We start from the raw sequence: 24,611 nt of genomic DNA on the forward strand, positions 1-24,611 counted from the left end.
ATTTATGCGTATTTTTGTGCTATTTCCTTAATCTTTAAGGGGGTTTTGTTTAAAGTCACGGTAAATTCTGACCAAGTCATTAACCTAAAAAGATAAGTTTTAAATCTTTTTCTGGCTCTTTGAGTACTGAGGTGGTTATGACTGAACAATCTGCTATCCAACGTTGTCGACAAATCGTAGAAAACCCAACCCTTTCCCCAGAACAAAAACGTCATTTTCTGGCGTTAGAAGCTGAGAATATGTTGCCTTATCCGTCTCTACCTGAAGATGCAGCTAAAGCGCTTAATGAACGGGTTATCTGTGATATGTATGAAGGTCATGCCCCTTATAAACCACGTTATGTCCTGCCTGATTACGCGAAGTTTTTAGCACAGGGCTCTCGCTATTTAGAACTCGAACCTGCGCAAGATTTTGACGACGCCTTAAACATGCTGACTATCCTTTATCACCATGTTCCTTCTGTAACTTCTATGCCTGTTTATTTAGGGCGTATTGATAAAATTTTACTGCCTTATGTCGGCGAGCTAACCGAAGAACAGCTTTACCCTAAATTAAAACGCTTCTGGCGTTATCTCGATAGAACACTACCCGATGCTTTTATGCACGCCAATATTGGCCCTGAAGACTCTGTTCTTACACGTTTAATTCTTAAAGTGGATGTTGAACTTCAGCAAGTCGCACCTAATCTCACCTTTATTTATGATGCGAATTCAACACCAACAAACCTACTTCACCAAGCCATCACCAATATTTGCCACAGCAGTAAGCCTCATATTGCTAACGGTATTTTGCAAGATGCGGTATTTGGAAAAGATGAATACGGAATTGTCAGTTGTTATAACTCTCTGCCGCAAAGTGGTGGCGGTAGCACTTTAGTACGGATTAACCTTAAAGAAGTCGCTAAACGTAGCCAAGATAGCCAAGATTTTCTAACTCAGGTTTTGCCATTTTATATGCAGAAACAGATAGAGATTATTGATGCACGTTGTGAATATCTCTATGAAAAATCGAACTTCTTTCAACAAAGTTTCTTAGTAGAAGAAGGTTTGATCTCACCTAATCGTTTCGCGCCCATGTTTGGTATTTATGGCATGGCAGAAGCCGTAGCACTTCTACTTGAAAAAGAAGGTAAGCAAGCTGCTTATGGTGATAATGAATCTGCCAACAAACTTAGCTATATGATCAGCGAAAAACTGGCACAATTTGTCGCTGATACACCTGTTAAATATGGTTGGAAGCATCGAGCCATGTTACATGCACAATCAGGTATTAGTTCTGATATTGGCACAACTCCTGCGACTCGCATTCCTTATGGTAAAGAGCCAGATCCTGTTACCCATTTAATGACGGTTGCTCCTCACCATCAATTTTATACCTCAGGGATCAGCGATATTTTGACTGTTGATGAAACCATCAAACAAAATCCTGATGCGTTAATGCAACTCTGCTTAGGGGCATTTTCCTCCGGATTAAGAGAATTTACTGCCAACGTAGGGGGTAATGATTTAGTGCGTGTTACTGGTTATATGGTGCGTTTATCTGATTTAAAAAAATACAAAGAAGAAGGCTCCCGCCTTAATACCACTTGGTTAGGTGATGAAGCCACAGCAAACTGTCATATCGCTGAACGTAAACCTAGAGTTATCAGTTATGAACAGCAGATGCGTTTCGATAAATAAGATACTCCCCTTCTCTTGTGTAGATGGGCCAGGCAATCGTCTGGCCATCTTCCTGCAAGGGTGTAATTTGCGGTGTAAAAATTGTCACAATCCCTACACTATGGGGATCTGTGACAGTTGCGGTGACTGCATTGCGACTTGCCCACAGCAAGCGCTTTCATTACAAAATGGTAAGATAAGTTGGAATAGTACAAGCTGTGAACAGTGTGATACCTGTATTCAACAATGCCCACGACAATCAAGCCCGATGACATTAACCTATACTGTTGATGAACTAATGGCTCTTACACGCAAATATGCAGCATTTATTAATGGTGTCACCATCAGTGGTGGTGAATCTACGTTACAACTGCCTTTTTTGATTGATTATTTTAAAGCAATCAAAGAAGCACCCGATCTGAAACACCTCTCCTGTTTAATTGATAGTAATGGCACATTATCAATTAATGGTTGGCAGAAAATTGCCCCCTATATGGATGGTGCTATGATCGATTTAAAAAGTTGGCATGAAGAATCACATATTTATTTAACTGGTCGAGGTAATCAACGTATTAAAGAATCAATTAAATGGCTCGCGAACAATAATTTACTTACAGAATTACGCCTTTTATATATTCCAGAAAAAACAGATTACTTAGAAAATATTGGATTACTTTCTCAGTTTATTAATTCACTAGGAGAATCGATATTAGTAAGAATTAATGCCTTTCATCAACATGGTGTATATGGTAAGGCGAGTAATTGGAGAGCAGCACAAAAACAACACATTGATTTATTTAAAAAAGAATTAAATAAAAGAGGCATTATCAATATTAAAATACCAGATATATATTCATAATTATAATAAATAAAAACTTAAAATAACAATTTTCAATTATAATAAACATAATTAGCAATGCATTTTAAAATAAAATCCATTTATATTGACAGAAAAAGAATATCAAATTAGTCTTCAAAAAAACCTGCCAATACACATGGAATAATAATTTATGCTTATAAGTCAACCAAAAATAAAACTATCAATTATTGCTTCAATAATAATTAACTCGACATATAGCTATGCCGTAGACTCTCCAAAAGAATTAATCGAAACAGAAAAAAACAAATTCGAATTCCAATTTATTGATCGGCTTTCACTTAAAGAGTATCCAAATAACAAACATATTCATGGTAGAATGGAAACAAGAAATATCCCCGTAATTTTAACATCTAAATACCAAAATACAATAATAGTTTTTGATAATAATAAAATTAATATAAGTCACGACTTAGGCAAAAGCTTTAATCCATTAGAAATAAACGGTTTTAATAATATTAAAACGCTCTCTCTTTCTGAGAATGGTCGTTACTTAACAGCTCATGGTAAACATAAAAATAATAATATTGGTATATTTTTTGTGTATGATATTTATTTAAAAGAAATAACTTTATTCAATAATAAAAATAATATTAATTACTTTATTGATGACAACTATTATCTTACTACAGAAGATGGCTTATTTAGCCTTTACTCTGAAGATAAAAATCCTCAGCTACACTATCGCCCAATAAATGAAAAAAAATTTTTTATCTTTGATAATAAGAATAAAAAAACAGTTCCATTGAGTGATATAGATAATACTGAATTAAAAAATCACATTGAAAAAAATAGATTTATTTCATTTAATGATTTAAGTATATTCAATAATTACCCCTTAGACCAAAGCCCTAATATTATGGGTATCTCTTATAGTGGAAAATATATTTATGGTACACAACAAAGAGATAATCAAAACTCACCCTATATAAGATTAGCTTTCATTTATGACAAAGAAAAAAATAAGATTGAATTGCTTTCAAACTCAGAGTATGGCTCATCAAAAATAAATCATTTTTCTAAAAATGATATTGCCGTAGGCTGGGTAGAATCACTTGTTAAGCGCAGAGAGGAAATTAATGAGAGATTAATTCGGCAAGCTTTCATTTACAATCCAAACACTCAAAATAACGATAAATTTAAAATCCCTCGAATTAATAGTAGCATTAATTACTATAATTCAGAAGCAACAGCTATTTCAGAAAAAGGTGATTTTTTTGTTGGATGGGCCGAATACGGTGATGGTAATTCAAGTGAAATAGGAGAATTACATTTATTACAACATCCTAGAAAGGCTTTTGTATACTTTATTAAAGATAATCGTTCTATTTTATTACCAAATTTTCAAATTTCAAATCACAATAAACACGAAGAATCAGAAGCACACTCTATCTCTAAAGATGGTAATACTATTTTTGGAACCTCTAAAAAAGAGAATGATAAATGGTATGCGGTCGCTTGGCATTTAGATAAAAAGAAAATCAACACAATAGAACAAGAAAAAGAAAAAATTAATATATTCTTAGATACTATTTTAGCGAAAAAGGATATTAAATCTGCACAAGATCATTTTAATACAACAGAAATAAGACTAAATACAGCCCAAACGGAATATGATCGTTTGTTTATTGGTTTAGAAAATCAACTGCAAGATACAATTAAAAAACATAATGAAGCCATAGAAAATAAAGAAAGAATAGATAAACTCATGGACGATCTGAGTGATGAAAGTTGGAGGAAATATTCACATAAATATAATGAATATGATAATGATGTAAAGTTTTATAGCGCAAAAAAAAATAATTTACAAGAGGAAATATCAGAATTAAATAACAGCCAAATAGGCCGTAACTTACAGATTGTTAGCTATGAACACAAAAAAAACCAACAAATACTGGCTGAGTTACAAAAAGATAAGCAAACCATTAATATCGAACCGAATACAAAAGATGATATCGCTGAGCAAGAGCGCTTAGCTAAAGAGCAAGCCGATAAAGCTAAAGCTGAGCAAGAACGCTTAGCCAAAGAGCAAGCCGATAAAGCCAAAGCTGAGCAAGCGCGCTTAGACAAAGAGCAAGCCGATAAAGCCAAAACAGAGCAAGAGCGTTTAGCCAAAGAGCAAGCCGATAAAGCTAAAGCTGAGCAAGAACGCTTAGCTAAAGAGCAAGCTGATAAAGCCAAAGCAGAGCAACAGCGCTTAGCCAAAGAGCAAGCCGATAAAGCCAAAACAGAGCAAGAGCGTTTAGCCAAAGAGCAAGCCGATAAAGCTAAAGCTGAGCAAGAACGCTTAGCTAAAGAGCAAGCTGATAAAGCCAAAGCAGAGCAACAGCGCTTAGCCAAAGAGCAAGCCGATAAAGCCAAAACAGAGCAAGAGCGTTTAGCCAAAGAGCAAGCCGATAAAGCTAAAGCTGAGCAAGAACGCTTAGCTAAAGAGCAAGCTGATAAAGCCAAAGCAGAGCAACAGCGCTTAGCCAAAGAGCAAGCCGATAAAGCCAAAACAGAGCAAGAGCGTTTAGCCAAAGAGCAAGCCGATAAAGCTAAAGCTGAGCAAGAACGCTTAGCCAAAGAGCAAGCTGATAAAGCTAAAGCTGAGCAAGAACGCTTAGCCAAAGAGCAAGCTGATAAAGCTAAAGCTGAGCAACAGCGCTTAGCCAAAGAGCAAGCCGATAAAGTTAAAGCTGAGCAAGCGCGCTTAGACAAAGAGCAAGCCGATAAAGTTAAAGCTGAGCAAGCGCGCTTAGACAAAGAGCAAGCCGATAAAGCTAAAGCTGAGCAAGCGCGCTTAGACAAAGAGCAAGCCGATAAAGCCAAAGCAGATGCTGAAGCTAAAGAACTTACCCCTGTAGAAGATGAACTAGCACAGCGCGCTAAAGAGAAGGCAAAAGAGAAAGAAACGGCAAAACCATCGATTACTATCAGCAGACCTATCGACATTGAAAATACCTATAAATCAATGCAATTGATGGCTGAAAATGGCTATAAGCTTATGGATATGCAGCAAGGGCAACTGCATTATTTAGCTTCTGCAACTTGCTCTGTTGGTACTGAAAAAGCCTGTATCAGTGGTTTTGCACACTATCAAAACGTAAATAAAGCTAATGCAACCCAAACTGGGTTAAGTGGAGCCTATCGTTTTGATGTTAACCATATTCCATTGGTTATCGGACTTGCCATTGATACTGATGTCTATTCCTCATTACCTAAAGGCTATCAATATCAAGGTTATGCATTACCTTTAATCGGTTTTAGCTTAGATTTAATACCATCACTCAATCCTGAGTTAAAGAGCAATGCATTACACCTGTCGCTAAAAGGTGCTTACTTAAATCGTAAAATATCCATCGAAAGACAAGTATTAGAAGATACAGAAGCCGGTAAAGGCAACGCTAGGATCTCTGGATATCATATTGATTTACAAAGTTATTATCCTTATTCATTGGCAGATGATTTAATGCTTACCCCATTTATTGGACTAACATTTAACCAAGTTTCTCGTTCAGCATATAGTGAAACTCAAAATGCACAATTTGCAGCACATTACGATGCACTTAAAACGCACTCACTATTAGCCAAAATGGGACTAGGTATGGACTACTTATTAGGTTCATCTTTCATATTGAATACTAAAGCGGGCTTATTGTGGAATTTATCACACCATCAAGGTGATTTCCGTAGCCATATTGATTATTTAGGTCAGCAACACATTGATTATTCAGAAAATAAAAAGCAGTTAAAACAACGTCCATTTGCCAAAGTAGGATTGACTTATCAATTAGATAAACAATCTTCTGTTAATACATCAGCAGATTGGGAAATGACCACTTATCGCAATCACGATATGCAGTTTGGCGTAAGCTACACTTATCGCTTCTAATTCCTTGTTATTATATTTGGGGTTAACTTTAGCAGTATTATTTGGCTTCCTATAAAAATATAGGAAGCTTTTTTTATTAAGCTTAATAATTATCTATTCTAACCGTAGAAATGTTCTTCTTTATCCACCCACCATACTTTAGTCGAAACCTTTTCAAGTAGTGCTTTGTTGTGGCTAAAGATAATCAAGCTTAAAGGTCTTTTTTGACTTTCATCGATTAAAACTTTCCAAATATCAGCTTGGGTTTGCGCATCTAATTGCGCCGTGACTTCATCCGCAATTAATAGTTGAGTACGCGGATCGAGCGCCCTTAATAAGGCAATACGCGCTAATTCACCACCGGATAATTCATTAGGCCTACGAGTTAGCCACTCTGATTTTATTTTTAACTTTTCTAACCAACTATCATCAGGGTGCCATGCATCACGGACACTATCACCTGTCGAACGAAAAGGATTAAAACATTTATCAGGATGTTGAGGAACTAATTGAATGGGACAATAACCCTTTTTAGACAATGGGTTACCATTAATAAGAATTGAACCTTGAGTTGGTGCTTGCCACTGCGCTAAAACACGACCTAATGTCGTTTTCCCTGTACCACTTGGTGCTGAAATACCGAGTCGCTCTCCCGCATCTAACGAAAAGGAGAGAGCTTGCCATAACACCTTACCTGCTTGCTCCACAGATAATTGTTTTAACTCTAAAAGTGGCATAAAGATAACTCCAGAAATAACAAATAAAATGTATAAAAATAAGACTTAAGAACACCATATTATAATGAATTAAGTGATGCTTCTTTGGTATTTATAAATTGTTGTTCAGGTAATGCATTCCAGAGTGTCTTCAACCACTCACTACCTTCATGACGATTAAGCACATTAGCAGGGATAATTTCGTTAACCTCCCCCTGATTAAGCACGGCTATTGTATCCGCAAATCGTGCTGCTAAGGCTAAATCATGTGTAACCCAAAGCACTGATTTACCTTGATTACATAATTCTCTTAAGTGCCCTAATAACAAACAGGCATGTTCATCATCAAGCCATGAGGTAATTTCATCAGCCAGAATATATTGTGCATTAGAAAGTGTTGCATTACAGGCTAATACGCGTTTTGCCATTCCACCAGACAGTTTGGCTGGATACGTTTTAACTAACGATCCAGAAAGATGATACAGACCCAATTGCTGCACAATATCATCTGACGTAACGTCTGCACCACTTAAACGCGCGGAGCGACTGAGTTGATCACCGATACAAATCAAAGGATTAAGTGCAGTGACGCCCTGAGGAATATAGCAGAAAGTATTTCCTCGATAAGCAATCAGTTCTCGCTCACTTAATGCGTGACCATTAAGTTTAATCGAACCTCGTACACGCATATTGGCAGGTAAAAGCCCTAATGCACTTTGTAATAGCAAACTTTTACCTTCACCACTTCCTCCCACTAATGCCAACATTTTACCCGGTTTAATATCCAGAGAGATTGATTTTAGCAACGGTTGCCAATTTCGTTTTCCCAACCAGCGAAATTGTGCAATATCAATGGAAAGCTGTTCAAAACTTAACATCCTGCCCCTCTTAACCACAGTTGTTGCATTGCCTTAGCAAATTGATCGAAAATCAAGACCAAGCACATCAAAATTAATCCCGGAAATACCACCATCCACCAAGAGCCTGTACTTAAATAACGCAGTGCATCAGATAACAATAAACCTAAAGATGGCTCATGTGCCGCTTGCCCAAACCCCAAAAAACTTAATGCTGCGCTATGCAATACTGCATGAGGAAACATCAATAACGTTCCTACAATCCACTGCGGTAATAACATGGGAATATAGTGTTTTTTTACACACTCAAAAGGTGAATTGCCAATACGACGTGATAGCATGACGTAATCCGCCTCTCGAATACGTTGAATTTCACCACGTAAAATCAACGCAAGCTTAGGCCAATGAGTTAATGCCACAGCCCAAATTACCCCTTGTTGCCCACCACCTAAAGTAAAACAAATCAAAATTAGTAGTAATAAATGAGGTAATGCTAAAAGCGCATCAACAACACCTCTAACAAAGAAATCACAATAACGATTAATTGACGAAATACCCGCGAAAATGAGAGCGATAGCACCACTAACAACCGCACTTGTCACCCCAATATTTAAGCTACTTAGCATGCCTTGAAAACAGCGTAGCCACAAAGAACGACCTAAATTATCAGTACCAAACCAATATTGTTCTGAAGGAGCTTGGTTTCTGGCCAAAAAATCCATTGCAATATCAGTATGAGAAATAGAAAAACCGTAAGCGACTAACCCAATTAAGGCGAGAGTCACGAATAAAAGTTTCAATAAAGGCTTGTTTGGATCGTAAATCATGAGTCTCGCAAAATTCCTTTATTAATACGTCGTAATAACCCGTTAGAAATGCTATTACCAAAGAAAATCAAAATAGTACTAAAGACAACAATTCCCATTAATAGAGGAATATCACCTCGCAATCCTGCATCAACGGTGGCTTGCCCTAATCCTGGGTAAGCAAAAACTTTCTCAGCTAAAAGAGAACCACCGAGTAATTCACCAATAGATGCAAACTGTAAACAAAGTGCAGGTGTAATGGCATGACGTAGAACATGAAATAGCATCATAGCCCACCCCTTATCACCCTGAGCCTTAGCAAAATGGATAAATTCACTGCCCATCACTTCGGCTACTTTCGCGCGAGTATGCAGTGCGATATTTCCAGTACCTAACAATCCAAGAGCAATCATAGGTAAGATAAGATGGGAAAAACGCTGACTTAACGTTGCGGTTTCGGCACTACTTCCCATCGGCCACGCACAACAAATTGGTGCCCAATGTAAGGTGACAGAAAACAGTGATAGCAGCAGTAATCCCACCCAGAATGTTGGTAAAGAGGCTAACAAATAAGAGAGTGTAGAAATAATTCGATCGGGCCAGCGGTTAAGATATCGACCCGCAACTAATCCCATCACAACACCAATAACGCCAGAAAACATCCACGCTGAAAAGAGCAAGATAAATGAAGGCCCCGCCCGTTCGCGAATAACATCAATAACAGGCATGTTATACAACATGGAATAGCCAAAATCTCCTTGAATGATTTGGCTAAACCAGAGCCAAAATCGCATCCATAAAGGTTGGTCAATGCCCCAACGTGCTGCAATTAAAGGATATTGCTCAGGAGGAACATTCAATAAATCACTACCGATATACGCCTTGATGGGATCGATCGGTGAGAAACTTAATAAAATAAAAACACCTGCTGTTGTTACCAACAGCAGGCAGAGTAATCGCAGGAAAAAACCTGCACTTTGACGTATTACTGACAAGTCCACTTCCAAGTATCTACGCTATTTAATAATGACCATGAACCATGAATTTCCGGCGTTCCTGTCCCCAAATCAACACAAGGGTTAGTCAGGTAAGTGTGTTGCACATTCATCAGCCAAGCCCAAGCAGCGTCACCTTTCACACCAACGCCATTTTTACCATCCCACTCAACCGCTTTCCAATGAGGAACGGCTTCTTGCCATGTATGGGCATCGAGTGCAGCTTGCAGATGTTTTTCAACCTCAGGGTTTTTGTAATAACCCGGATTATAATAACCAACACCCGCCGCATTTTCGCTGTAGTGATGATATAACTCCATAGGATCAAGACTTCCCCAACCAAATAAAGTTGGATTTGAGTGCATATAGCGCTCTACGGTATCCCAACTTCCTGATTTAAGATCCATTTGAATACCGAGAGGTTGCACTAACGCACGAATTGACTCGGCTAGATCGCGACGAGTTGCATCACCACTGGTATACCATAAGGTCAATTTTGCTTCTAAGCCGTTTTTTTCACGAATACCATTTTTATTGAGTTTCCAACCAGCATCTTCAAGAATTTGCTTCGCTTTTTCAACATCCCCATCTTCGAAAGCAGCGTCCGTTTGATCCCAAGGCAAACCTTTTACACCGGTATATGCAGGAACCGCATAGCCATCAAGAACTTGCTCTGATAACAATTTACGGTCAAGAGCATAGTTAATTGCTTTACGAATAGCGATATCTGCGGTGATATCATTACCAATATCATAACCTTGAGCGTTTTTCTCGCCTGATTTTACCATTGGAAAAACAATACCGCGGTTTTCAACACTTGCTCTTTCCCACAATTTGGTATTGGGTAAATTTTTAGCGATTGCAGCCGTTGCTGGTGGAATACGCACAATACCTAATTGTCCACTTTGAGCAGCTGCAAAAGCGGCATCTTCATCAAGGAAAACAAAAATCAGTTTTTCAAAATCATTTTTCTTGCCCGCATAATAAGGATTAGCTTCAACAATTAATTGCTGACCTGGCTGGAAACTTACCATGCGATAAGGGCCTGCACCAATTGGCTTTTGTGCGTAAGTTTTTTCATCATACTTATCAGCAGAAACAATACCTAAAGAACCCAGTACGTTCACAAAAGTACTTTGTGGTGCTTTCAATGTAATAGTGACATGTAAGTCATCATCGGCTTTTGCAGAAAGGAAGTTACCCATATCAACTTTACCGCCACTTGCAGCCGCATTGTTATAGGTAAATACAATATCTTTTGCTGTAAGTGGTAAGCCATCAGAGAATTTTAAATCTGGCTTTAACGTTAATTTCCATGTCTTGCCATCTTCACTTGGCTGATAATCACTTAACATATTGCTATACCAAGAGAGATCCGCATTTTGCTTTAACAATGGGCTATGGAGAAGTAAATAGCTACCATGGCTCCACCCTAACATTGGGTCAAAACCTTCTGTTGGCTCTTCACCAATAGCCAGTTTTAACGTTTGAGCAGATGATGCAAAAGGGACGCTTAACGCGGCTAAGCAAGTTAACGTTACTAATGACTGACGCCAACCAAACCGAATAGACATAAAACATTCTCCGATTTTTTAGATACGACTTATCATCAGTCTCTATCTAAATAAGATAAAGAGGCTGAAACAAGATAAATAACAATGATGATTATGATACTCTGTAATTGTTGCAGATAAAGGTTAAACCAGTGACATCATAATAAAGTTTTTTATTCAACTACTCGAATAATATTCGACAGTTTATTGATTTTACATAAACTTTTATTAAGCAGTAATACTCATTATGGCAAAATTCTAGCAAGTGCACAGTATTTTTCTAATAAATAAGTTATATATTTATCATTGAATTTATCAGTGAGCGTAAAACTAAATAAAGTGACTTTTTAACGAAATTAGATTATTTCATTTTATTTAATATGCATTAAAAATAAAAAAGGCACATCATTGTGCCCTTCTTGTATTTATGAATTTAATATTCTTTTTAATTTAAAATAGCGTCGCCCTAAACGCCAACGTAACCTAAAATTTTTCGCATTTTTCCAAATTAGTGACCATATTCCTCTATCAAAAAACTCTTTAACCATCTGTTTTTTAACTTCAATAGACTGAATAGAATCAATTGAATGAATAATTCCCAAACCTTCTTTTGCGATTTGCCAATAACATGCATTGATATTTTGAGTCACATCTTTATATTTTTGATTAATAGCATCAAGCATTTCTAATATTTTCATGTAATTATGAATTGTTCTAACATGAATAGTATCATTAGGCGTTGCATGAGAAACAGAACCAGAGTGAATAAAGTAATCGTAGTAACGCTCATCAATATATTTAACGCGTTTAGCCGTTAATAATGCTTCTGTTGTCCACGGAATATCTTGATGATGTAAACCGGGTTCAAAATAATAACCATGAGCAAGTAGAAATTCACGTCGATAAATATTTAACCAAGTGACATGTAAGAATTTCTTAGAATCCAATGCTATTTCTAGCCATTGTGGCCCAGTTAAAACGCCCGTAGAACGTAATCTATTTGAAGGGAAAATAGGACGTGAGGGCCTTCCGTCTGCATAAACATAATTACCGTTACAGGTTAAAATATCTAAATTATCATCTTTAGCTATATTAATCATTCTATCATACATATTAGGATGAATTACATCATCAATATCTGGGAAAGCAATATATTGCCCTTTCGAAATATTGAATCCAACATTACGAGCAACAGAAACGCCTTGGTTTTCTTGATCAATAATAGTGACTTGAGGAAATCTTTCTTTCCATTCTTGTAATATTTTAAGTGAGTTATCTCTAGAGCCATCATTAACTAAAATAAGCTCCCAATTATTCAATTTAATAGACTTTAACCCATTGAAAAACTGAGATAAAAACATTTCACCATTATAAACAGCGACCACAATACTCAGTTGAGGTAGAGAAGAAAACATAACCAACCTTTTATATTATTAGCTAAGAAGTTTCCCTTTAAATAGTTAGTCTTAAAAATTAAAAAAAGAGCAATGAAATAATAGAACCGTCTTAATTAATTCTTAATTAAAAATTAATTTTTAACTAATTAAAGATAAAATTGATATTTAACGAGGTTAATTATAATTAACTTCTTTTTATCTCTTATGAAGAAAGGGTTAAGGTGGTTTGTTTTTTAAAATAAATAACTAAAGGGAAAATTAAGGTTAGTGTAGAAAATAAATGTTATTAATGAGCGTTCTGTTCATTAACGAAAAACATCCGCTAAGCGGATGTTTTAGTCTTTATTTATATCAATAATATTAGGATACTTGTTTTGTTATACTCTTATTCTTCAATCTCTTCTTCATCTTCATCGCAGACTTCAAGTTCTGGAAAGTAATCAACTCGCCAAGACTTGAGCCCTTGATACACTTCATCAACAGCATTCTTTACCGCTTCAGTCATTGGATAATAAAAACCAACGAGATCGGGTTGGATCCCTAAGAACGTAATATCTGGAATATCATCTTTTAATTGATCAATAAGAAAATTCAGCGGCATATTATGGGTGCTCATAATAAACATTTCCGCTATATAATCAGGGTCTATCACCCTAATCTCACCCGGTTTTAAACCAATGTCAGCAGCATCAACAATGACAACACATTGCGGTTGTAGCTCTCTTACTTGGTAAGAAACATTCTCAGGCGCACTTCCCCCATTGATAACAATCCATCCATCAATTGGGTTTGTTTCCATTAATTCAGCAAGCAGAGGGCCTGCACCATCATCGCCCATCATACTGTTGCCAACCGTTAATACCACTTTAGGTGCTGTCATTGCTTCACTCATGGTTTTCTCTTCACAATCAAATAAATAGCAGGTTCTGCATGGATCTCACCCAGTAATTTAATCAGCGTTTGACTCCACTCACTAAAAATAGGATCGTCATTTTTCATAATCGGATCAAATGCTAACGCTAATAAATGAGTATGCTCTGAGTTAATATTGATTTCACCAAATGTCAGTAATCCTTGCATTTTGCGTTTGGCTTCACCTTCAGGTAATAAATCAATCCATGCTTTATATTTTTCTAAAGGGCAGACTAGCTCTGTTTTTAAACAGTCGATCATTCCTACATGGTGGCCAATTGCGAGCGAGTAATACATCACCTGTTGTGCTTGTTCAGGAATATCATCATCACTATCTACAAACTTTTGTCTTAATGACCAAAAGTAAACTTTAGCGTCATCAGGCATATATGCCTCCTTGGCTTAAAGAGTAAACCAAGCGTTTCACAATCTCTGATAAACGAGGATCGTTAGCTTGTCGTAACCATTCATCAACACGGCCACTCACTTCTTGAATTGTGGCACCTTCTAATAAGGTGAGAAAATGATCACTAATTTGTCTTCCCTGATAATAACCCGCAAGACGACGAGCCTCACGCTCAATCATCACTCGAGCATCTAAAGGAATAGAAGGCAGAATGAGAGATGCTTTTTCATTCTCTACTTCAATATGCGATTCGCCTTTTAATTTTTGGTCTAACAAACCTAGTGCAACAGCAAAACCATAAATCGTTGCTGCTGGCGTTGGGGGACAACCAGGGATCCAAACATCAATAGGCACGATAGATTCGCTACCCCCCCAAACACAATACAAATCGTGGAAAATACCGCCACCACAGCCACAAGCACCATAAGAGATACAAATTTTTGGATCGGGCGCTGATTCATAAGCACGTAATGCAGGAACACGCATCTGGCGCGTTACTGCGCCAGTGAATAATAAAATATCAGCGTGACGAGGCGAGGCTACCACTTTGATACCAAAACGTTCAGCATCAAAAACGGGTGTAATTGCAGAGAAAATTTCAATCTCACAACCATTACAACCACCACAGTCAACACGATAAACATAAGCTGAACGTTGAATATCTTTCAACAATGTCTGTTTTAGCTTTTTAACCTGATCATCAAGGGTGATAGGTTGGCTAACATGATGATTAATGGGAATTTCTGGTAGACTCATTTTATTGTACTCCCGATCTCGCCCATACTAATATTTTCACGGCCATCAGATAATAAGTTATGTTTACGCTTACATTCAGGGCAGGTTTCAAATTGTGGTCGCATGGCTTCTACGGTTTGCTCATCCCAACCTGATTGCACTAATAGCGCCATCGCATAGTCAACTGATTTTCTCGGCGTAAAGGGTTGATGGCATTCACGGCAATTCAATAACTTAAACGTTCCTTTAATATAAAGGTCTGATTTTTTCGTTACTGCCGTTTCAAACATATCGGATAAAACAATCGCTCTTGTTGGGCAAACTTCTTCACAACGACCGCAATAAATACAGCGACCAATGAATAATTGCCAATGACGCTCGCCTGTTTCCAAATTCGTTTCCATCGTTAACGCATTAGCAGGGCATGCTGCGGTGCAAGCACCACAGACAATGCATTGCTCTGCATCATATTCAGGCTTTCCTCTGAAACCATCAGGTAAATCCAGGGGCTTAAACGGATATTTGGTCGTTGCTTCGCCTGTTTTGATTATGGTTTTAAACAATTTTAACATCGTTCATTCCCTCACTTGAGCGGCGAATTTTTACGTTCAATGCTGTAACGTTCAATTTCTTTATAAGAAACTGTTTTAGATTTACGTTTTTTCACATCGACGAGCGTTACCCTGTCAGTACAGGAATAACAAGGGTCAAGGCTACCGATAATCAATGGCGCATCGGATACGGTATTTCCTTGCAACATATAACGTAATACAGGCCAGTTAGCATAAGTAGCTGCACGGCAACGCCAGCGGAAGAGTTTTTGGTTATCACCCAACATACTCCAGTGAACATCTTCACCGCGTGGTGCTTCTGTAAAGCCCAGTGCAAATTTATAAGGTTGATAAGTGAAGCCTTCCGTTAATAGCGGGCCTTCAGGCAGGTTATCTAAGGCGTATTCAATCATTGCCATTGAATCTAAAACTTCTTTAATTCGTACCATTACACGGGAGAATACGTCACCGCCTTCATAACTAAAGAGAGTCAAAGGAAGATTGCCATAATCGGCAAATGGGTGGTCAAAACGTACGTCACGTTTAAAACCACTTGCTCTTATCATTGGGCCGACAGGGCTAAAATCACGAGCCACTTTTTTGTCTAAGATACCCACACCCACAGTACGTTGTTCCATATTAGGAGCAGAGAGAAGAACATCGACAAGTTCAGTCACTTCGCGACGCATTTCTCTTATTAATTGAATAGTTTTAAGGCGCTGATCTTTTAAGATATCGCGACGAATACCCCCAATTAAATTCAAGCCGTAGGTTTTACGCGCACCCGTGAGCATTTCTGCAATCTGCATTGATTTTTCACGAATACGGAAGAATTGCATAAAGCCAGTATCAAAACCTGTAAAGTGGCTCGCTAAACCAATATTTAATAAATGGCTATGAAGGCGCTCAACTTCTAATAAGATGGAGCGAATGGTATGCGCACGACGAGGCACTTCAATGCCTAACGCATTTTCAACAGAAGTCACATAGGCCACGCTGTGAGTAAAACCACAGATACCACACACGCGATCTGATAAAAATGTCACTTCGTTATAACCCATTCGGGTTTCAGCCAGCTTTTCCATACCACGGTGAACATAGAACATGCGGTAATCAGCATCGACAATATTTTCACCGTCTACAAATAAGCGGAAGTGTCCAGGCTCATCCGAAGTAATGTGCATAGGGCCGATTGGTACAACACGTGCGTCTTGCTTACCTTCATTCACAAAAGGGTAAGTCTCAACTTCAGTCGTTGGTGTCGGACGTTGGCGATAATCCATCGCATCTTTACGCAATGGATACATCTCTTCAGGCCAGTCATCTGGAAGCACTAAACGGCGTTCATCAGGTAGACCAACAGGGATAAGACCATACATATCACGAATTTCACGTTCCCCCCACACGGCAGCGGGTACACGCGGTGTCACTGATGGGAATTCTAAAGTGATTGGGCTAACATGGGCTTTTACAACAACCCAGCATTTTTCACCCTCTTCCATTGATAATGCGTAATAAACAGCATAGTCTCCGTTTAAACTACGTTCATCGTTACCGAATAAAACAGGTAACCAACCGCCTAAACCGTAATACAGGTATTCCACCACTTCAGGAAGTGATTCCGTTTTTACTGTTATCGTCAATTGATCAGCGGTTTGTCGCTCTTCATCAAGAACAGCTGATGGGAATTTTTCACGAACTTTGGCAACATAATCTCCACCTAGTTCTTTTCCCTCTTTTCTACTGACATAATTTTGGTAGCTCACGTTACATCTCCTGAACCGATGTGGATGGATTACTGATTAAAGCCGTTGGCCATGTATAAGTAGGTGACTCACTTTTATCAATATTCATCACGATATTAGCGGCATTTTCTAACAACTCACTGACAGGCTTAGGAATATGAGTTCCCATTAACAGCATAAGTGCAATCAGAATGACCATTGGTAATGTGGTTAAAATTCCCAGTTCGCCTTTAGCAACAACATCAGGTTTTGGACCAAAGACAATTTTAGCCACCATACGAACTAGCCCACCTAATACTACGGTCAATAACAATAATAATAGGATAGTTAAGACAATGTGCTGAGAAGCTAAACCTGCCACAACAATCATAAACTCACTGATAAAGACATTGAAAGGAGGCATCCCCCCTAACGCTAAAGCACCACCAGCAAACAGAGCGGCACTTAATGGCATCACTTTAAACATGCCTTTCACGACATTTAAATCACGAGTACCGTATTTCAATAACACGTTACCAGAGCCACAGAACAACAATGCTTTCGCTAAACTGTGGTTTAAGGTGTGGAATAAAGCAGCCAAAATACCAATCGGTCCGCCAATTCCTAATGCGACGGCAATTAATCCCATGTTTTCCACACTGGAATACGCTAAAAGACGTTTCATATCACGCTGAATAAGAATAAAGAACGCCGCGATAGCAACAGAGAGGAAACCAAAGATTAACAGTAAGTTACGTGTAAATTCAGTACCAATTGCTGCATCAATAATGATGTAGTAACGAATGATGATTAATAGAGCACAGTTCAGTAACACTGCCGATAACAAGGCACTGACAGGACTTGGTGCTTCACTGTGCGCATCTGGTAACCAAGCATGCATTGGGAATAACCCCGTTTTGGTACCAAAACCGATTAAAATAAAGACAAAAGCTAAATGCATCAGAGTTGGATCTAACTGGTCTGTATATTTCAACACTTCAGTCCAGAAAATGGCCTGATCTGGATCAGGCATAAAGCTTGCGGCATTGGCATAAACCAAAATAGTACCGAAAAGACCAAACGCGACACCGACACTACAGATGATGATGTACTTCCACGCTGCTTCCAGAGAAGAACGTTGACCATAAATTCCGACTAAGAATGCAGAGCTTAGGGTTGTTGCTTCAATGGCTGCCCACATTAAAATCAAGTTATTACTGGTGATTGCTAATAACATGGTGAATAAAAACAGGTGGAAGAAGCCATAGTAGTTACATAAAGTACGTACTGAGATCTCACCCTCATCCACTTCGTGGCTCATATAGCCAATAGAATAAAGCCCCGTTAAAAAGCCAATAATGCCTAAAATAGCTAGGAATAATGCGCCTAGGCTATCCACGTGAACCCAATTAGCAGCCGCCAATATTTCGCCATGAGACATGACATCTGCCACAGTTCCTAATGCTGCGACTAACAAGACGGTGATACCAATTGCATGAATGCCTGTCACAATAGGACGCGCACCTGCTTTTAATAACGGACTCAGAAACGCCAATATTGAAAATACCAACGGCGCAAACATTAAAATTGTTAACATGGTTGTTTGGTTCATCTCCTCACCCCTTCAGCGCGGTCAGTTGATCCACGTTCAGTGTGTTGAGCGTGCGGTAAATCTTACGAGCCAACACTGCCATCACGATCACAGCAAAGATGGCGTCAGTGGCGATACCGATTTCGACCAGTTCTGGTGCTCTCCAAGCCAATAATGCCAGTGTTAAGTGAGAGCCGTTTTCCATTAAGCAGTAACCAAAAGCTTGTTTTAGGATATTGCGCTGAGTCACGATACAAAGCAGACCCAACATAAAGTGTCCCAAAGAAACTGCCAGTGCAGGTTTCAAATCAACAACCATTGGTATTTGAATTGGTTCAACCACAAACCAGCTTAAAATAACGATAACAGCCGCCAGCAACATCAATAGTGCGGGGCTAATAACACTGATATTCGCACTAGGATCGGATAACTTACGGAATGCAAATCCTAAAATAAGTGGAACAAGCAGAACTTTAGTAAAGAAGGCGGTCATCGCCCAAAGTGTCAGTTGGTGTGCATCTAACATATTGGCCAAGGTGACAAAAATCATCACCAAGACGAAAGATTGCAATGCATAGAACCAACATGAAGCAATCGGCTTTTTCGCGCCAATTACCAATAGCGAAGTTATCATCATTAACCCCGCCAAATTGTTTACGATAAGTGCTCCAGTCATGATTTATCTCCCTTATCCTAGCCAAGTGACTGCGATAACACTGGATGCAAAGGACATCACAATCAGTATTCCAATCACAATTTGCATTGCCATAGGAACAGGTTGCCCTTGTGCAACTTCTGTACTTGGTTTGCCAGGAACAACACGACCAAACCAGTAGATAAACCAAGTGAAGCTAGCCACAGACTCAATCAGCACTAGCACCATAATTGGTGTCATCACCCAGAAAACACTCGACAGTTCAAAACCTGCGGCAAAAATTGGGAATTTACTAAAGAAGCCATTAAGTGGTGGAACACCTGCAATTGCCAGTGCGGCGACACAGAAACCCACACCCAATAATGGATATTTATTAATTAACCCTTTTAAGCGCGGCAACATACGAGTACCACAGCTATAACTCAATGCACCGGCAACTAAGAAGAACAAGCTTTTAGCGAAGGCATGGTTAAAGATATAAGCAATACCGCCTTCAAATGCTTCACGCGGTCCAAAGATAGAGATAGATAATGCGAGGAAGATATAAGAGAGCTGAGTAATGGTTGACCATGCTAACAGGCGTTTCATATCTTTTTGTGGCAGATACATCATAAAGCCATAAATCAATGTGATAACTGCCATGGTAATACCCACCCACCCAATAAGATGAGGGACATCACCATCTGCTGACATAATCGCACGAGCAAAGATATAAACACCGACTTTCACCATTGATGCTGCGTGTAAGTAAGCACTCACAGGTGTTGGTGCTTCCATCGCATCAGGTAACCAAGCTTGTAGTGGTAGTTGAGCTGATTTACCCCAAGCAGCAAAGAGGATACCGCCAAACACAATCAGTTTGGTTGGTTCGTCTAAGGTGGCAATGGCGGTTAACTCAAAGGTACCTGTACTCACAAACAAGGTTGCTGCCGCAAGATAAAGACCGATTGAAGCAACGTGAGTGATCAACAACGCTTTCATTGCTGAACGGAGTGATTTTTCAGATTGGTAGTAGCCGATTAATCCCCAAGAACATCCCCCAGTGATTTCGAAAAATAGGAGTTGCCCCAAAATAGTCGATGAAAGGACTAAACCTGCCATTGCTCCAATAAAAATCAGCAAGAAGGCATAATAACGACGAGTACCATCATGAGGATGCTCACGGTTGCCGTTAGTTAGATAGCCAGTAGAGTAAAAACTTACTAACAATCCTAAGAACACAACAGCGAAAGCAATCAAAGTACTGACACGGTCAATGGTAAAACCAAAGAGCGCAACATCACCATATTGTACTAGCGTAATTGTGGTATCGACTTTACCTTCAGCGAGGAACTGCCAACCTAAAACAACCGTTCCTAATGTGGCTAATAAAGCGAACAGTGTACATAACCACTTCGCCATCCGATTTGGCATTAAGGACGTAATCAACGCCCCCGCAAATGGGATGAGTAAGGTCGCAAGAGCTATATTTTCCATTGTAATCATCGCTCCTTATAGACCGGTTAAATAGAAAACAAGAGCCAGTGCCGCAACACCGAATCCTAACCATGTCACATGGTGAGTCAGCAGAAAGCGACCACGCGCTAAACTGTTTTCAACCAATGACGCTAATACAAACACCACTAACAATTTCACTGCCATTAAAACTAACGCAATGATCAGTGCAATAAAGGTGAATTCTGTTGCTTTACCGAAAGGAATAAATATGGCTAAGAACAGTTCAGCCACCACAACTTGTTTTAAGCCAAGACCCAGCTTCACCATGGCAAAACCAGAGCCTGAATACTCCGTTAATGGCCCTTCTTGTAGCTCTTGCTCAGCTTCTGCAACGTCAAATGGCATTTTGCCCATTTCTATAAATGCCGCAAAAGCACAAGCTAATAAGGCTAACAGTGTGGCAGTGGGTGATACCCAACCTTGAGCCAGTGTCGCACTGATGGTGCCAACGTTGGTTGAACCGACAATTAAAGCCACCACAATCAGTGATAACACTAAAATTGGCTCAACTAACACACCCAGTGTTAATTCACGACTAGCACCAATACCCGCAAATGGGCTTCCTGAATCCAGACCAGATAAAGAGAAGAAGAAACGATAAAGTGCAAACAGATAAATCAGTGCGATAAGATCTGCCGCGCCCGCAAACAGTGACGTTGCAGTAAAGACAGGCAGTGCCATAGCAACCACTAACATACTTCCGAGTAACACATACGGCATCACTTGGAAGATCACACCAGATTGCTCGGGCGCTACTGATTGGCGTTTAAATAACTTAAAGATATCTCGATAATCTTGCAAAATTCCAGGGCCTTGACGCGAATGCATCTTGGCGCGAATTGTGCGCGAAATACCTGTACATAATGGGGTTATCGCCAGCAGAAAGAGTGCTTGAATGAGTGCGAATATTCCCATCATTAACGTAGGTGCTTCTTGGAAAGTCATAAGTCCCTCTCCTTACGCTGCGATGACTAAAAGCAAGATGACCAGCGCTGCAACAACGTATAGACAATAGAGTCGGAAATCCCCGCCTTGTAGGCATTGGATACGTTTTGCAAAACGTTGGATACCACGAACCAGAGGATAAATAATGCGTTCATCCCAGAATGGTTCGACCTTTTCAGCACCGAGCTGTGTTTTATTAAAACCACGAGACAGCAATGGAGATGGATCAAGTTGTTTACGCATACGATAAAGTGGTGCAAACATGCTACGTAATGCTTGAGTAAAGCCTCCTGCTGATACTGCCATGTCTTTTTCCCATACATAACCACACGCCCAAGGATCACCTTTACGACGAAACGCAGGTTGATTACCTTTCAGGCCGAGATAAATCAGGAATGGGATAAGCGGTAAAGCAATTAATAAAACAAATGTTAATGCTGGAGAGAACATTGCTTGTGATGCGGTATCAGGAACAAGCATTGCGCCTTGAGTCACGGTTAATGCACTGGTTTCGCTAAGTGACATTGCAATGTTGGCAATAATTGGCGCAACAAAAGCCGCTCCCACACCTAATACAACACAGAATAGTGCTAATAAGCCCATTGCAATCGTCATTGGTAAAGGCACTTCTTTCGCTTTCGTTGCTTGCTCGCTACGCGGGCCACCACAAAAGCTAACACCATAAACCTTAACGAAACACATGGCCGCTAATGCCCCTGTAATCGCCAACATAATAATGGCAATAGGACCACTTAAACGCATCACGAAGTTACCTTCGTAACTCATCGAAAAAAGAGATTGATAGGTATACCATTCACTAACAAAACCGTTTAATGGTGGTAACGCTGAAATCGCCATACAACCAATTAGGAAGGCTGTTGCGGTATAAGGCATTAGTTTGGCTAAGCCACCCATTTTATCCATATCACGTGTGTGAATTTGGTTAATAATGGCACCCGCACCAAGGAATAATAATCCTTTGAACACCGCATGGTTTAATAAGTGATATAAAGCGCCTAACAAGCCAAGTGCGGCTATAACAGGATGATCAGTGGCCATTCCTACCATGCCTACACCCACACCCATTAAAATGATGCCGATATTTTCAACGGTGTGCCATGCAAGTAAGCGTTTTAAATCGTGCTCTGCTAAGGCGTACATAACACCTAATACAGAAGAAACAGCACCAAACCCAAGAACAACAATGCCCCACCACATTTCTGTGGCACCTAATAAATCGATACCGACTTTGATTATCCCAAAGATACCAATTTTAACCATGACACCTGACATTAATGCCGATGCGTGTGAAGGCGCTGCGGGGTGGGCTTTTGGTAACCAACTGTGTAATGGCAACATACCGGCTTTGGCACCAAAACCAAAGAAACCCAGTAAGAACACCACAGAGGCCATTGCAGGAGAAAGAGAGAGTTGACGGAATGAATCAAAATCAAGGCTACCACTTTCACGCCACATCAAGAAGAAGGCAATCATGATTAACACGGAGCCTGCGTGGGCGATAAAGAAGTAAAGTAAACCTGCGTGAATAGATTCGTCATCTTGGTCAGCAATAACTAAGAACCAAGAAGCCAATGACATCATTTCAAATAGGATAATAAAGTAGAACGCATTATCCATCACCACTAAGCCAACCATAGAAGCAATAAACAGATTCATAAAGAATCCCATGCTCCAAGCGCCACGTCCTTTATATTCTTGCACATAAGCAAGAGAATAAAGCGCGCACACACTGACCAATAATGAAATGACGAACACCATAAAGGCGCCTAACATATCCATACGTACCACGAAGGCTGCAAATTCAAATGGGCCTGCCGCGGTAAAAGTGGCGATTTCACCACCAAAAATAACCGGTAATGCACTTAAAACACCTAATACACCGCCGATGATTGCGCTGATCCCTGAAATAAGGATTGCCAACCCTTCCTGTCTCTTTAAAAACAGTGCAATAACGCCACCAACAACATACAGGATGACTGACCACAGCAGTAACTGAAGAGGTTCCATATTACTTCCGCTCCTGTGTCAAAGTAGATAAATCGTCAAGACTCGTAATAGGTTCCATCACAGAATCTAAGCGACGCGTTTTCATCTGCTCTTCAAGTTTGTCATCTTCAACTAAATGCAATGCATCGGTTGGACACACCTTGACACAAGCAGGGCCTTCATCAGAGAAAGCACACAAATCACATTTCACTGCAATTGCACGAACCCCCACATTCCACGCAAGAAATGGGTTGGTTGTTGGAAGACTTGCTGGCACATCGGCCAACATCTCTTCTGGAACAAAATGTTCAAAGACAGCTGGTAAGTTAACGGGTTTACTACCTGATGGTGTAATTGCCCCAAAAGGACAAACCAGACCACATAACTTACAGCCAATACACAGGCTCTCATTAAGAAAGATCATATTATCTTCATGAGTAATGGCATTGACTGGGCACACGCGAGCACAAGGAGCATCCTCACAGTGCCGACAAAGCATCGGTGCTGTCTGATCCTCCACTTTTACCACTGTAAGACGCGGATGCGCCTGTAATCCCACAGCTTGGTGAACTTCTGAACAAGCTGCCATACAGGTATTACACCCTATGCATCGTTGTGGCTCTGCAATTACAAAGCGATTCATTCGCCACATCCTCCGAGAAAAACGTTTAACAGCATTACTGTCGTCAATTTTTCTTTAGATGAAGCATATTTCGTGCCAAGAGATGATTTATTTTATTTTCATTTAAAATCAATATATTAAAAAACAAAAAGGAAACAATAAATGACGTGTCGACAATTATGACGTTGACAGTAAGTGGTGAGTTCTAAACAACAATTTCGTCGTCACTATGACTAGGTATCAAAAATGGCGGA

General features: G+C 39.5%; 20 protein-coding genes. 3 read left to right on the plus strand and 17 right to left on the minus strand.

The annotated features are described in order from the left end of the window. Positions 1–131 precede the first annotated feature (131 nt). The 3 genes from DK861_RS10365 to DK861_RS18450 all read left to right on the plus strand — a co-directional run bounded on the left by DK861_RS10365 (position 132) and on the right by DK861_RS18450 (position 6,409). Positions 132–1,679 carry a YjjI family glycine radical enzyme gene (locus DK861_RS10365; RefSeq protein WP_239452164.1) on the plus strand — a complete coding sequence of 516 codons (1,548 nt, stop codon included), beginning with the start codon at positions 132–134 and terminating at the stop codon, positions 1,677–1,679. Then, on the plus strand, positions 1,651–2,517 hold the full coding sequence (locus DK861_RS10370) for a YjjW family glycine radical enzyme activase (RefSeq protein WP_109400034.1): 867 nt from the start codon (positions 1,651–1,653) through the stop codon (positions 2,515–2,517). The genes DK861_RS10365 and DK861_RS10370 overlap by 29 nt, the downstream gene beginning before the upstream one ends. 151 nt (positions 2,518–2,668) lie before the next feature. Beyond that, positions 2,669–6,409, plus strand: coding sequence for an autotransporter domain-containing protein (locus DK861_RS18450; RefSeq protein WP_239452165.1), 3,741 nt, complete (start codon positions 2,669–2,671; stop codon positions 6,407–6,409). A 98-nt stretch (positions 6,410–6,507) separates the two neighbouring features. On the opposite strand, the gene DK861_RS10380 is transcribed toward DK861_RS18450, so the two are convergent. The 17 genes from DK861_RS10380 to DK861_RS10460 all read right to left on the minus strand — a co-directional run bounded on the left by DK861_RS10380 (position 6,508) and on the right by DK861_RS10460 (position 24,378). Further along, on the minus strand, positions 6,508–7,125 hold the full coding sequence (locus DK861_RS10380; RefSeq protein ID WP_109400035.1) for an ATP-binding cassette domain-containing protein: 618 nt from the start codon (positions 7,123–7,125) through the stop codon (positions 6,508–6,510). A 59-nt stretch (positions 7,126–7,184) separates the two neighbouring features. After that, on the minus strand, positions 7,185–7,982 hold the full coding sequence (locus tag DK861_RS10385) for an ATP-binding cassette domain-containing protein (protein ID WP_006536149.1): 798 nt from the start codon (positions 7,980–7,982) through the stop codon (positions 7,185–7,187). Further along, positions 7,976–8,788 carry an ABC transporter permease gene (locus DK861_RS10390; protein WP_109400036.1) on the minus strand — a complete coding sequence of 271 codons (813 nt, stop codon included), beginning with the start codon at positions 8,786–8,788 and terminating at the stop codon, positions 7,976–7,978. The genes DK861_RS10385 and DK861_RS10390 overlap by 7 nt, the downstream gene beginning before the upstream one ends. Next, positions 8,785–9,753, minus strand: coding sequence for an ABC transporter permease (locus tag DK861_RS10395; protein WP_109400145.1), 969 nt, complete (start codon positions 9,751–9,753; stop codon positions 8,785–8,787). The genes DK861_RS10390 and DK861_RS10395 overlap by 4 nt, the downstream gene beginning before the upstream one ends. Continuing rightward, positions 9,753–11,336, minus strand: a complete 1,584-nt coding sequence (locus DK861_RS10400; RefSeq protein WP_109400037.1) for an ABC transporter substrate-binding protein — start codon at positions 11,334–11,336, stop codon at positions 9,753–9,755. The genes DK861_RS10395 and DK861_RS10400 overlap by 1 nt, the downstream gene beginning before the upstream one ends. 404 nt (positions 11,337–11,740) lie before the next feature. Next, positions 11,741–12,730 (minus strand): glycosyltransferase, encoded by a 990-nt coding sequence (locus tag DK861_RS10405; RefSeq protein WP_006536155.1) that lies wholly within the window; start codon positions 12,728–12,730, stop codon positions 11,741–11,743. A 367-nt stretch (positions 12,731–13,097) separates the two neighbouring features. Further along, entirely contained in the window at positions 13,098–13,604 is a 507-nt protein-coding gene (gene hycI, locus DK861_RS10410) for a hydrogenase maturation peptidase HycI (protein ID WP_109400038.1), read from the minus strand. Further along, positions 13,601–14,011, minus strand: coding sequence for a formate hydrogenlyase maturation HycH family protein (locus tag DK861_RS10415; protein WP_006536157.1), 411 nt, complete (start codon positions 14,009–14,011; stop codon positions 13,601–13,603). The genes hycI and DK861_RS10415 overlap by 4 nt, the downstream gene beginning before the upstream one ends. Beyond that, the gene (locus DK861_RS10420; RefSeq protein WP_072064386.1) at positions 14,004–14,786 is read right to left on the minus strand and encodes an NADH-quinone oxidoreductase subunit B family protein; all 783 of its coding nucleotides are present in this window, start codon (positions 14,784–14,786) and stop codon (positions 14,004–14,006) included. Before DK861_RS10420 ends, DK861_RS10415 begins: the two co-directional genes overlap by 8 nt. Continuing rightward, positions 14,783–15,337, minus strand: coding sequence for a hydrogenase 4 subunit H (hyfH, locus tag DK861_RS10425; RefSeq protein ID WP_006536159.1), 555 nt, complete (start codon positions 15,335–15,337; stop codon positions 14,783–14,785). Before hyfH ends, DK861_RS10420 begins: the two co-directional genes overlap by 4 nt. An 11-nt stretch (positions 15,338–15,348) precedes the next feature. Beyond that, positions 15,349–17,082: a hydrogenase large subunit gene (locus DK861_RS10430; RefSeq protein ID WP_006536160.1), complete on the minus strand. Its 1,734-nt coding sequence runs from the start codon at positions 17,080–17,082 to the stop codon at positions 15,349–15,351. A 1-nt stretch (position 17,083) separates the two neighbouring features. Continuing rightward, complete coding sequence (locus tag DK861_RS10435; RefSeq protein ID WP_109400039.1) at positions 17,084–18,652, minus strand: hydrogenase 4 subunit F; 1,569 nt, start codon at positions 18,650–18,652, stop codon at positions 17,084–17,086. 4 nt (positions 18,653–18,656) lie between these two features. After that, positions 18,657–19,307 (minus strand): hydrogenase 4 membrane subunit, encoded by a 651-nt coding sequence (gene hyfE, locus DK861_RS10440; protein WP_006536162.1) that lies wholly within the window; start codon positions 19,305–19,307, stop codon positions 18,657–18,659. Between the two features lie 12 nt (positions 19,308–19,319). Further along, a complete protein-coding gene (locus tag DK861_RS10445) occupies positions 19,320–20,771 on the minus strand; it encodes a hydrogenase 4 subunit D (RefSeq protein WP_109400040.1) in 1,452 nt (483 codons plus the stop codon). 6 nt (positions 20,772–20,777) lie between these two features. Further along, a complete protein-coding gene (locus DK861_RS10450; RefSeq protein WP_006536164.1) occupies positions 20,778–21,728 on the minus strand; it encodes a respiratory chain complex I subunit 1 family protein in 951 nt (316 codons plus the stop codon). Between the two features lie 12 nt (positions 21,729–21,740). Beyond that, positions 21,741–23,756: a hydrogenase 4 subunit B gene (hyfB, locus tag DK861_RS10455; RefSeq protein WP_109400041.1), complete on the minus strand. Its 2,016-nt coding sequence runs from the start codon at positions 23,754–23,756 to the stop codon at positions 21,741–21,743. A gap of 1 nt (position 23,757) precedes the next feature. Further along, the gene (locus DK861_RS10460) at positions 23,758–24,378 is read right to left on the minus strand and encodes a 4Fe-4S dicluster domain-containing protein (protein ID WP_109400042.1); all 621 of its coding nucleotides are present in this window, start codon (positions 24,376–24,378) and stop codon (positions 23,758–23,760) included. Positions 24,379–24,611 lie beyond the last annotated feature (233 nt).

Origin of the sequence: Proteus sp. TJ1640 (assembly GCF_003144445.1) — a bacterium.
Lineage (GTDB): Bacteria > Pseudomonadota > Gammaproteobacteria > Enterobacterales > Enterobacteriaceae > Proteus > Proteus penneri.